The sequence below is a fragment of the Stenotrophomonas sp. 05L44_2 genome (assembly GCF_056665995.1).
The window spans coordinates 1-11,021 of the sequence record NZ_JBFTNR010000044.1 but is presented as its reverse complement, the minus strand read 5'-3'; the positions used below and the strand labels follow the sequence as shown (position 1 = coordinate 11,021).

At 66.1% G+C, this 11,021-nt stretch carries 9 protein-coding genes and 1 pseudogene; 6 read left to right on the top strand and 4 right to left on the bottom strand.

Features of this window, described 5'->3' with window-relative positions:
- Positions 1 to 264: pseudogene (locus AC1VAN_RS02715) on the top strand (RHS repeat-associated core domain-containing protein); the annotation flags it as partial.
- Positions 261 to 854, top strand: a complete 594-nt coding sequence (locus tag AC1VAN_RS02710; RefSeq protein WP_282280092.1) for a hypothetical protein — start codon at positions 261 to 263, stop codon at positions 852 to 854. The pseudogene AC1VAN_RS02715 and the gene AC1VAN_RS02710, both read left to right, overlap by 4 nt.
- Positions 855 to 865: 11 nt before the next feature.
- On the opposite strand, the gene AC1VAN_RS02705 is transcribed toward AC1VAN_RS02710, so the two are convergent.
- The 3 genes from AC1VAN_RS02705 to AC1VAN_RS02695 all read right to left on the bottom strand — a co-directional run bounded on the left by AC1VAN_RS02705 (position 866) and on the right by AC1VAN_RS02695 (position 4,240).
- Positions 866 to 1,576, bottom strand: coding sequence for a 2OG-Fe(II) oxygenase (locus AC1VAN_RS02705; protein ID WP_032978467.1), 711 nt, complete (start codon positions 1,574 to 1,576; stop codon positions 866 to 868).
- Between the two features lie 108 nt (positions 1,577 to 1,684).
- A complete protein-coding gene (locus AC1VAN_RS02700; protein WP_480985223.1) occupies positions 1,685 to 2,701 on the bottom strand; it encodes a class 1 fructose-bisphosphatase in 1,017 nt (338 codons plus the stop codon).
- A gap of 336 nt (positions 2,702 to 3,037) precedes the next feature.
- Positions 3,038 to 4,240, bottom strand: coding sequence for an amino acid aminotransferase (locus AC1VAN_RS02695; protein WP_480985222.1), 1,203 nt, complete (start codon positions 4,238 to 4,240; stop codon positions 3,038 to 3,040).
- Positions 4,241 to 4,411: 171 nt separating this feature from the next.
- Between AC1VAN_RS02695 and AC1VAN_RS02690 the strand changes: the two genes are divergently transcribed.
- Positions 4,412 to 6,526, top strand: a complete 2,115-nt coding sequence (locus tag AC1VAN_RS02690) for a TonB-dependent receptor family protein (RefSeq protein WP_480985221.1) — start codon at positions 4,412 to 4,414, stop codon at positions 6,524 to 6,526.
- Between the two features lie 85 nt (positions 6,527 to 6,611).
- Here the strand turns inward: AC1VAN_RS02690 and AC1VAN_RS02685 are convergent, their stop codons facing one another.
- Positions 6,612 to 6,938, bottom strand: coding sequence for a hypothetical protein (locus AC1VAN_RS02685; RefSeq protein WP_025875523.1), 327 nt, complete (start codon positions 6,936 to 6,938; stop codon positions 6,612 to 6,614).
- 141 nt (positions 6,939 to 7,079) lie between these two features.
- Here AC1VAN_RS02685 and AC1VAN_RS02680 point away from each other — a divergent pair, with 141 nt between their 5' ends.
- From AC1VAN_RS02680 to ligD, 3 genes are all read left to right on the top strand, one after another.
- A complete protein-coding gene (locus tag AC1VAN_RS02680; protein ID WP_025875521.1) occupies positions 7,080 to 7,478 on the top strand; it encodes a hypothetical protein in 399 nt (132 codons plus the stop codon).
- A 145-nt stretch (positions 7,479 to 7,623) separates the two neighbouring features.
- Positions 7,624 to 8,550: a non-homologous end joining protein Ku gene (gene ku / locus AC1VAN_RS02675; RefSeq protein WP_480985220.1), complete on the top strand. Its 927-nt coding sequence runs from the start codon at positions 7,624 to 7,626 to the stop codon at positions 8,548 to 8,550.
- A 3-nt stretch (positions 8,551 to 8,553) separates the two neighbouring features.
- The coding region (gene ligD, locus AC1VAN_RS02670) for a DNA ligase D (RefSeq protein ID WP_480985219.1) at positions 8,554 to 11,021 on the top strand (2,468 nt) is incomplete at its 3' end.

Below are 11,021 nucleotides of genomic sequence, written 5' to 3'. Positions count from 1 at the left end.
GATGAGGGTCGATCGGAGCTGTATGGGGATGGTCGCATTCATCTGAACAACAGATACTTGGATGTGCTTGATTGGGCGGGCGTTTACAACGTACTGGATACGATAATCCACGAAGGCTTCCACTTCACGCGCCCTAGAAATTTGCAAACTCAAGAAAATGGTTGGGATCACGGCTACATTTCGCCGGAGGCAACCAAGCGAGCTCGGGAACAGATCTACAACTATGACAAAGCCCGTAAGGCCACATGTGAGTGCACACAATGAAGTTCTCTATCCATATGGCTTATTCTTGCCTTCTTCTCGTGCTCGGAACGCAGTTAGTCCACGCGCGTGAATTGCATGAATGCATCATCGTTCCGCAGGCAACGATCGTCACCGACATGCCGGCTGGCATGGATGAGTTCGAACAGCGTCTGTGGACAGCAAATACAGGTCAGGTGGTGAGCAAGGGCACCGATACGCTCATTCTGCTTCGCATCTTCTCGGAATCATCAGGCGTGATGGATTCCCAGCAGTACACCAAGATCACCGGCATCCTGACGGGATATACACCGTCCTCTGAAGGGACGCAGGAGGTGGTCGGCGCACGCCTAACCAGTGGTGGTGCGGGCTTCGCGCACAAGGGAGACTACTGGCTGTCCAATGCAGTAACTGTTGAACTCCATCGACCGCACAAGCGCGATAGCCGAATGGAAGTTGAAGTGAAGGCTGTAGGATGGAACAGCTATCGAAAAGAAGACCGACCCTTCGATCTGCAGTTCACTTGCCAAATCAAGGAAATGCCGCTCGAAAGGCTTAGTGCTTGGCAAGGCGGCAACGGCAATCTCTGGCTGTCTTTTGGACCGACCAAGTAGCTGCGAGAGCTTCACCCTCCCCCAAACAACTTCTGCGCGCTCTGGAACAGGATCCAGCTGGTGGCGATGAACTTGTCGCCGCCCTGCGGCCGGTTGCCACGATGGGTGTGGGTGAACGCGGTCGGCGCAATCAACAGGCTGCCGGTGCGCGGTGCGATCTTGCGGCCCTGGAACAGGAACTCGGTTTCGCCTTCGTCGAAGTCGTCGTTGAGGTACAGCGTCCACAGCACGTGCCGGTGCAGCGTCTCGGCCTGCGCGTCCTTCGGGTACAGCTCGCAGTGCCAGTACGGGTAACCGCCCTCGCCCGCCGCATACCACTGCAGGTTGATCGCGCCCGGGCGCAGGCAGGTGCGCGCCAGATCCGCCAGCTGCTCCGGCGCCATGTCGGGGAAATCCTCGGCCGACAGGCGTCGCGGCTGGCCGTTGCTGTCCTGGATCTGCAACATCAACGGCGCGATCAATGCCTGTGGATAACGGCGTAGATAAGTCTGCAGACCCGCAAATACCGCCTGTTGCAGCTGCTGGTCCACATCCTGCCAGCCATCCACGCCGCTGATCCGCAGATCCTTGCTGTGCTTGAGTTCCGGGAACACACCGCTGCCCACTGCGCCGGGTTTCAGGCCCTGGCTTGCACGCATGCGCGCGACGATCGCAGCGCACACGTCGCTGGGGACGGCGTTGTGGATGACCTCGATGAAATCGACCGGGCCCGGCTCGTGCATGCGTGCATTCCTTCGACGGCAAGGGCTTGATGGTGCCGTTTGCAGCTGCAGCTGTCACCCTGCGGTCATGTCATCAATCTGCCATGACCGTTGTAGGGATGGCCGCTGTCAGACGCTCTTCGCGTCATGCTCCTGGTGATAACGCACGGCCTCGGCGACCTCTTCGCGCGAACCGAGGAACACCGGCACGCGCTGGTGCAGCTGGTCGGGTTGCACGTCGATGATGCGCTCGCGACCGGTCCAGGCAGCGCCGCCCGCCTGCTCCACCAGCAGGCCCATCGGGTTGGCTTCGTACATCAGGCGCAGCTTGCCRGCCTTGCCSGGTTCCTTCTTGTCCCACGGGTAGATGAAGATGCCGCCGCGGGTCAGGATGCGATGCACGTCGGCGACCATGCTGGCGATCCAGCGCATGTTGAAGTTCTTGCCGCGCGGSCCTTCCTTGCCGGCCAGCAGATCTTCCACGTAGGCCYGCATCGGCGCTTCCCAGTGCCGCTGGTTGGACATGTTGATGGCGAACTCCTGGGTGGCCGCCGGGATCTGCATGTTCTCGGTGGTCAGCAGGAACTCGCCGGTTTCGCGGTCGAGGGTGAAGGCGTGGGTACCGTGGCCGACGGTCAGCACCAGCTGCGTGCTGGGCCCGTAGATGCAGTAGCCGGCGGCGATCTGCTTGCTGCCCGGCTGCAGGAAGGCGTCATCGCCGGGCAGTTCGACGTTGGTCGGACAACGCAGCACCGAGAAGATGGTGCCGACGGAGACGTTGACGTCGATGTTGGAGCTGCCATCGAGGGGATCGAACAGCAGCAGGAAATCGCCACGCGGGTAGATGTCCGGCACCGGCTGGCTGTGGTCCATCTCCTCCGATGCGCAGGCGGCGAGGTGGCCACCCCAGGCGTTGGCCTCCAGCAGGATCTCGTTGCTGATGACATCCAGCTTCTTCTGCGCTTCGCCCTGCACGTTGCCGGTACCGGCCTCGCCGAGCACGCCACCGAGGGCGCCCTTGCTGACGGCGATGGAGATGCTGGTGCAGGCGCGGGCGACGACCGCGATCAGCTGGCGCAGGTCGGCGTTGATGCGGCCGGCGTGCTGCTGCTGGATCAGGAAGCGGGTCAACGAGGTACGGGACATGGGCGGGCAGGTCTCGGCAACGGGAAAACGCCTATTGTCGCTGGTCTGACTTGCGCGTGGGTGAGCGGGGGTAGGCGTAATCGTTTCCAGAGGCGTTGCGGTCGTGGCGGCTTCCCTTCGTCGAGGCGCAGTGAGCGGGGCACCGTGGCCAARGMCGTGAGGCGCATGGATGCGCCGATCGAGCCCCCATGAATGGGTTTACGGCGTGTCTTGGCCACGGTGCCCCGCTCACTGCGTTTCAGGGTGTGCCGCGAGCGCGGAGGGTGTGGCAAGGCAGGTGCAAAAACAAAGGCGCCTTTCGGCGCCTTTGTTTCCACAGCTTGCTGGAGCGGTCGATCAGCCCTTGGCGACGGTGGCCACGGCCTTGGCGACGTATTCCAGGTTGTTCTGGTTCAGCGCGGCCACGCAGATGCGGCCGGTGCCGACGGCGTAGATGCCGAACTCGTCGCGCAGGCGCTCGACCTGTTCGCGGCTCAGGCCGGAGTACGAGAACATGCCCGCCTGCTCGTTGATGAAGCCGAACTGCGGGGCGCCGGCGGCGGCCAGCTTCTCGACCAGGCCCTGGCGCAGGGCGTGGATGCGCTCGCGCATCTCGGTCAGCTCCTGCTCCCACATCGCGCGCAGTTCCGGATTGGTCAGCACACCGGCAACCAGTGCAGCACCGTGGGTGGACGGGCTGGAGTAGATCGTGCGGATCACGCGCTTGACCTGCGACTGCACGGCCTTGGCGTCAGCGGCGGTCGGCGCGACCATCGACAGCGCACCGACGCGCTCGCCATACAGCGAGAACGACTTGGAGTACGAGTTGGCGACGATGAAGCTGTCGATGCCGGCCTCGGCGATGATGCGCACCGCGGCACCGTCCTGCTCGATGCCCTTGTCGAAGCCCTGGTAGGCCATGTCGATGAAGGGGAACAGCTGGCGGTCCTTCAGCAGCTGTGCGACCTGCTTCCACTGGCTGACGGTGAGGTCGGCGCCGGTGGGGTTGTGGCAGCAGGCGTGCAGCAGCACCACGGTGCCCGCTTCCAGCTTGCCCAGGTCGGCCAGCAGGCCGTCGAAGTTGACGCCATGGGTGGTCGGGTCGAAGTAGGTGTAATCGACCACCTCGAAACCAGCGGCGCTGAACACGGCGCGGTGGTTTTCCCAGCTCGGGTTGCTGAGTGCGACGGTGGCGTGCGGCAGAAGCTTCTTCAGCACGTCGGCGCCGACGCGCAGCGCACCGCTGYCACCGACGGTCTGGGCGGTGGTGACGCGGCCGGCGGCCAGCAGCGGCGAGTCCTTGCCGAACACCAGCTCACGGGTGGCCTGGGTGTACGCCGGCAGGCCATCGATCGGCAGGTAGCCGCGCGGTTTGGCTTCGTTGGCGAGCTGCTGCTCGATCTGCTTGACGGCGCGCAGCAGCGGAATGCGGCCGCTCTCGTCGTAGTAGATGCCCACACCCAGGTTGACCTTGGTCGGGCGGCTGTCGGCGTTGTACGCCTCGGTCAGGCCCAGGATCGGGTCGCCTGGGACCAGTTCCACGTTTGCAAAGAAGGACACGGCGGTACTCGTTCGGTAGACGGAAAGGGGGAGGAATTGCGCCACGCGGCTTGCGGCCTGTCGGCCGAAACCGACCCATCGTAACAAAGCCTGCCGGGGCTGGCCGCCGCCATCGTCATCCGCCTGCCCGTACCATGGCGTGCGTTGCCGCCCGATCCATCAACCTGAATCATGAATCCCAGCGCACGACGCCAATGCCTGCCGCTTTCCGCCCTGCTGCTGCTGCCTTTGGCGGTGACGGCCGAGCCATTGCCGACCGCCCTGCCGACGGTGCAGGTGCAGGCCGCGCGGGTGCCCGGCGTAGACCCCTTCGCCCTGCCCGCCAGCCTGGATACGGTGTGGATCGACGCCGACCGTACCGGCCYGGGCACGCAGCTGTCCGAGGCGCTGGGCGGAGTGCCGGGCCTGCTGGCCCGGGACCGGCAGAACTTCGCGCAGGACACCCAGCTGTCGATCCGTGGCTTCGGCGCCCGTTCGACCTTTGGTGTGCGCGGSGTGCGSGTGCTGRTCGAYGGGGTGCCGGCGACCATGCCCGATGGYCAGGGCCAGCTSTCSCACGCCAGCCTGCTCGGTGCCGAGCGCATCGAGGTGCTGCGCGGGCCGTTCTCGGCCCTGTATGGAAATTCGTCCGGGGGCGTGCTGCAGGTGTGGAGCGCGCAGGGCCAGGCCGGTGACCCGTGGCGGGTGCGGGTGAGTGCCGGTGCCGACAACACGCTCAGCGTCGGCGCGCAGCTGCGCGGGGCGGGCCCTGGCGTCGACTACAACGTGGCCGCCAACCATTTCAGCACCGATGGCTGGCGTGACCACAGCCGCGCGCGGCGTGAATCGCTCAACGCGCGCCTTGGCACCGAGCTCGCTGGCGGCCGCCTGGAGTTGCTGCTCAATGCGCTGCACGCGCCCAACGCGCAGGACCCGCTGGGCCTGACCCGCGCGCAGGTGGCGGCCGATCCACGCCAGGCCACGGCGGTGGCTGAGCAGTACAACACCCGCAAATCGGTGCGCCAGCAGCAGGCAGGCCTGCGCTGGACCCGTGAAGCCGGTGCGCAGCGCTGGCAGCTGATGGGCTATGCCGGGCAGCGCGCGGTGACCCAGTACCTGCCGATTCCGCCGGGACCGCAGGCCAACCCATTGCATGCCGGTGGCGTGATCGACCTGGACGGCGGTTATGGCGGGTTGGACGCGCGCTGGGGCTGGAACGGCGATCTGTGGGGGCGCCCGCTGGACCTGGTGGTGGGCGTGAATGCCGATCGCCAGCGCCAGCACCGCACCGGCTACGAGAACTTCGTCGGCACCACCGTGGGGGTACGCGGCCGCCTGCGTCGCGACCAGATCGACATCGTGCAGAACGTGGACCAGTTCGCCCAGGCGTGGTGGCAATGGAGCCCGCGCTGGTCGCTGCTGGCCGGGGTGCGCCACAGCGCGGTGCGCTTCGAATCGGATGATCGCTACATCGTCGGGCGCAACCCGGACGACAGTGGCCGCCGTCGCTACCAGGCCACCACGCCAGTGGCGGGTGTCAGCTTCGAGGCAAGCCCGCAGTGGCGCCTGCACGCGGCGATCGGGCGTGGCTTTGAAACCCCGACGTTCAACGAGCTGGGCTACCGCGCCGACGGCCAGGCCGGGCTGGCGCTGGATCTGGCGGCCGCCCGCAGCCGCAGCGTGGAAGTGGGCAGCAAATGGCATGCGCAGGATGGAAGACAGCTCGATATCAGCCTGTTCCGTGCAGATACCGACGATGAGCTGGCCGTTGCCAGCAACACCAACGGCCGCAGCACGTACCGCAACATCGGCCGTACCCGCCGCCAGGGTGTGGAGCTGCAGTACCGGCAGCCGTTGGCCGAGCAGTTGGAGCTGCAGCTGGCCTGGACCTGGCTGCAGGCGCAGGTGCGTTCGCCCTATCTGGCCTGTGCGGCCAGCAACTGCGCAGTGCCCGACACCGTGGTTGCCGCTGGCAGCCGCCTGCCCGGCGTGCCCCGGCAGCAGGCGTATGCCCGCCTGCAGTGGTCGCCGGGGCAGTGGCAGTGGGCGCTGGAAGCGGCCGCCAGCAGCGACGTGGTGGTGAATGACATCGCCACCGAGCGCGCAGCGGGATACGCGCTGCTGAACCTGGAAGCCGGTCGCCGCTGGGCGCTGCAGGCCGGTGACCTGCGCGCATTCGCAYGTATCGACAACGTGCTGGACCAGCGGTACATCGGCTCGGTGATCGTCAATGACGGTAACGGCCGGTTCTTTGAACCGGGGCCGGACCGCCGCGCCAGCGTTGGCCTGCAGTGGTCATGGCGCTAGGCGGGCCCCGGTAGCGCCGGGCCATGCCCGGCGATCGCGCAGCGCGGACGTGACGGATCCGCCGGGCATGGCCCGGCGCTACCGATCAATCCGGGGCCTTGGCGGGCACGAACGGCGAGGTTGGATCGCTGGCCGGGAAGGTCTCTTCCAGCGCCTCGTCCTGGTTGTCGCTGGCGTGCTGCTTGCGCTCGCGCCGCTTCAGCGGACTTTCCTGGCCACCGCGATTGCGGTCACCGCAGTCCTTGCGGTCCTGTGCGGCCTGTTCAGGCCGGCGCACGACGGGCAGTACGCCCTCGTCCGGTGTCGACATGCCGGCGCCACGGTCCTCGGCGTCGGCCAGATCGTGTTTGCCGCGCTGCTCGCCCGGCTCGGGGGTGTGGTTCTCACGCAGGGGGTCACGGGTGGTGGTCATGGGGCGTTCCTCCGGTAGGCCTCCACTAGAGCGCGGACGAAGTAAAGCCACTGCGAACCTGGCGTCATGAACATCTTTGTCACGACTGGATAACGGCGGCGCGCGTATTCCTGCCCACCCGCCCTGCTGCAGGAGCCGGCCATGCCCCGTCTTGAACGCCCCGCCCCGTCCGTGTTCAACGCCCTGCTGGATCCGCTTGGCCAGCGCAGCACGCAGCGCCGGACGCGCCGCCTGGAGGATCCGCAGGCGGTGGCGCAGGATTACCTGCAGTACATGCTGAGCGACTACGAGGAACGCCGCGGGCAGGGGCATCGCAACTGGCGCGATCTGTGCCCGGTGTACGCCTTCGCGCTGACCACCCACGCCGCTGACTGGCCGCGTGGCGGCGAGGCCGATACCAGTGGCGAACTGGCCGAGCACTGGGACCAGATGCGCGGACAGTCGCGCCTGAACTGGGCACAGGCGCAGCCGGTGGTGGAAGATGCCTGGCGCGCGCTGGACCATATCCCGGCCGCTGCGGTGAGGCCGCTGCTGCAGTAGTGCCGGTCGCTGGCAGGCATCGCCAGGATTCAAGGAGCTGCCGGCCAGCGGCCGGCACTACCGCATGGTCTGCACGTGGCCGACACGGTTGTTTCACGGTAGCCGGCTGAAGCTGGCTACCCCTGCTGAAACACAGGTGCGCATCATGGCCCGCCCGATCTGGACCGGTACGCTTTCCTTCGGCCTGCTCAACGTACCGGTCTCGCTGATGTCCGGCGAGCGCAAGGTCGACCTGCACTTCCGCATGCTGGATTCGCGCGATCGCAAACCGATCCGCTTCGAACGGGTCAACGCCGACACCGGCGAGGAAGTGCCGTGGAAGGACATCGTCAAAGCCTACGAGTACGACAAGGGCAGCTACGTCGTGCTGGAGGAAGACGATATCCGTTCGGCGGCGCCGGAAAGCCATGAAACGGTGGAGGTGGAAACCTTTGTCGACGCCAGCCAGATCGACCCGCGTTACTACGAGAAGCCCTATCTGCTGGTGCCGGGTAAAAAGGCCGAGAAAGGCTACGTGCTGCTTCGGGAAACGCTGCGCAGCACTGGCAAGGTCGGTATCGCCCGGGTGGTGGTGYGCACGCGCGAGTACCTGTGCGCGGTGATGCCCAACGATGACGCGCTGGTGCTGATGATCCTGCGCTATCCGCAGGAACTGGTCGAGCCTGACGACTACAAGCTGCCCAGTGGAAAGCTTGCCGATTACCGCATCACCAGCAAGGAAACGGCGATGGCCGAGCAGTTGATCGAGTCGATGGCCGGTGACTGGGATCCTTCGCAGTACCACGATGAATTCCGCGAACGCCTGCAGCAGGTGCTGAACAAGCGCATCAAGTCCAAGGGCGGCACCACCCAGGTGGAGGACGAGCCGGCACCGCGCGAGGACGCAACCACCAACGTGGTGGACTTCATGGCGCTGCTGCAGAAGAGCCTGGATGCCAACAAGCGCACGCCGGCGAAGAAGGCGGCCGCGCGCAAGGCTCCAGCCAAGAAAGCAGCGGCGAAGAAGGCACCGGCAAAAAAGGCCGCCAAGAAGGCGGCAAAGAAAACCCCTGCGCGACGCAAGGCGGGTTGAGCCATGTCGTTGCATCAGTACCGCCGCAAGCGTCGGCTGGGCGGGGGGAGCGGACAGACCCCGGAGCCGGACGATGCACCGGCACAGGGCAATCCGAAGCGGCGGCCGATCTTCGTGGTCCAACTGCACCACGCCAGCAGCCGCCACTACGATTTCCGCCTGGAAATGGATGGCGTGCTGAAAAGCTGGGCGGTGCCGAAGGGGCCGTCGCTGCGGGTGGGTGAGAAGCGCTTGGCGGTGGAGGTGGAAGACCATCCCCTGTCCTATGCCGGCTTCGAAGGTGATATTCCGGAAGGCCATTACGGCGCCGGCCACGTCGATGTGTTCGACCACGGCAGCTGGGCCTGCGAAGGTGATCCGCTGCAAGCACTGGCGGCGGGCAAGATCGACTTCTTGCTGCAYGGGCAGCGCCTGGCCGGTGGCTGGAAACTGGTACGCACGGCGATGAAGGGCCGCCAGGTGCAGTGGCTGCTGATCAAGCGCGATGACGCGCAGGCACGGGATGCGGAGGCGGACGATCTGCTGCACACGCCAGCGCGAACATCCGCAAAGAGGTCCCGGGTTTCAGCGAAGAAGACGGCTCCAGCGCCACGTGCCGCACACCCACGCAAGGCCGATGCACGCTGGCATGCGCGCGCGCTGCAGCTGGACGGGGCGCGCGACAGAAGCTACCCGCACCAGTTCAAGCCACAGCTCACCGATCACCGCGACACCGCGCCCGATGGCGAGCGTTGGCTGCATGAGATCAAGTGGGATGGTTACCGGTTGCTGGCCGATCTGCACGAAGGTGAGGTGACGCTGCGCTCGCGCAATGGCCTGGACTGGACTGCCGATTTTCCCGAAGTGGTGCAGGCGCTGCAGGCGCTGCCGGTGCGCGATGCGCGTCTGGACGGGGAACTGGTGGTGCTGGACGACAACGGCCGCAGCGACTTCGCCGCGCTGCAGCGGGTGATCGACGGCAGCTCGAAACAACCGCTGCGCTACATCGTGTTCGACCTGCCGGGCGTGGCCGGGGTCGACATCAGCCGTGCGCCGCTGCTGCAACGCAAGGCACTGCTGAAGGAACTGATCGGCGATGCAGTTGGCACGCTGGCCTTCAGCGAGCACGTCATCGACCACGGCCCTGCCGTGTTCGAAGCCAGCGGCAAGGCGGGCTTCGAAGGCATCGTCAGCAAGCAGGTCGATGCGCCTTACGTGAACACCCGCGCACGCAGCTGGGTGAAAGTGAAGCACGAGGACACCGATGAATTCCTGATCATCGGCCACACCGCACCCAAAGGCTCGCGGGTGGGATTTGGTTCGCTGCTGCTGGCCACGCCGGAAAAGGGCGGCCTGCGCTATGTCGGCCGCGTCGGTACCGGCTTCGACGATGAGGGGCTGCGCGCGCTGGCGGCCGCGCTCGCGCCGCTGGCGGTGAAGGAGGCGGTGCTGGAGCTGCCGGCGCACGTGCCGTTGCGTGCGGCCAGCGTGCGCTGGGTCAAGCCGGTAACGGTGGCCGAGGTCGCGTTCCGCGGCTGGGGCAAGGAAGGGTTGCTGCGCCAGGCCAGCTTCAAGCGGCTGCGCAGTGACAAGAAGAAGGAGGACCTGGCGATGAGTGCAACACCGGCCGATGACGGCGACGACGTTGCCATTACCCATCCCGAGCGCATGGTGTTTGCGAAGAAGAAACTCAGCAAGGGTGATGTCGCCGACTACTACCGGCAGATGGCACGCTGGATCCTGCCGGAAATCAGTGGGCGACCGCTGTCGCTGCTGCGCTGTCCCGACGGCGTCGGCAAGGCCTGCTTCTTCCAGAAGCACCATGGCCAGGGCCTGGGTGATGCGGTGCATGCGGTGCCGCTGCAGCAGAAGAGCGGGCGCGAGGACTACGTCTATATCGATGACGAACGCGGCCTGCTGCAGCTGGTGCAGATGAACACCCTGGAACTGCATCCGTGGGGCGCGACGGTGGCCGATCCCGAACATCCCGACCGGCTGGTGTTCGATCTTGATCCGGGTGAGGGCGTGAGCTGGGCCGACGTGAAGCGCGGCGCGCGCGATGTGCGCGATCGACTGCAGCAAACCGGGCTGCAGAGCTTCGTGCGGCTGTCGGGCGGCAAGGGCGTGCATGTGGTGGTACCCCTGCAACCCGCAGCCGACTGGGACGACGCGAAAGCGTTCTGCGAAGCGTTCGCACAGGCGATGGCCGAACAGGCGCCGGACCGCTACGTGGCGACGATGAGCAAGGCCAAGCGCAGCGGGGTGATCTTCATCGACTGGCTGCGTAATACACGAGGAGCGACCAGCGTGTGCTCGTGGTCGCTGCGTGCGCGGGAGAGCGCGGGAGTCGCGGTGCCGCTGCGCTGGGAAGAACTGGCGCGGGTGAGCGCGGCCGATGCGTTTCCGATGGACAAGGCGTTGGCACGGGCGAAGCGTTTGAAGGCGGATCCGTGGCAGGGCATCGACGCGCTGAAGCAGACGCTGCCGACGCT

Bases quoted from the DNA above. Each gene is read 5' to 3' on its own strand.
- AC1VAN_RS02710 (WP_282280092.1), top strand. From the start codon at position 261: ATGAAGTTCTCTATCCATATGGCTTATTCTTGCCTTCTTCTCGTGCTC.
- AC1VAN_RS02705 (WP_032978467.1), bottom strand. From the start codon at position 1,576: ATGCACGAGCCGGGCCCGGTCGATTTCATCGAGGTCATCCACAACGCC.
- AC1VAN_RS02685 (WP_025875523.1), bottom strand. From the start codon at position 6,938: ATGACCACCACCCGTGACCCCCTGCGTGAGAACCACACCCCCGAGCCG.
- AC1VAN_RS02680 (WP_025875521.1), top strand. From the start codon at position 7,080: ATGCCCCGTCTTGAACGCCCCGCCCCGTCCGTGTTCAACGCCCTGCTG.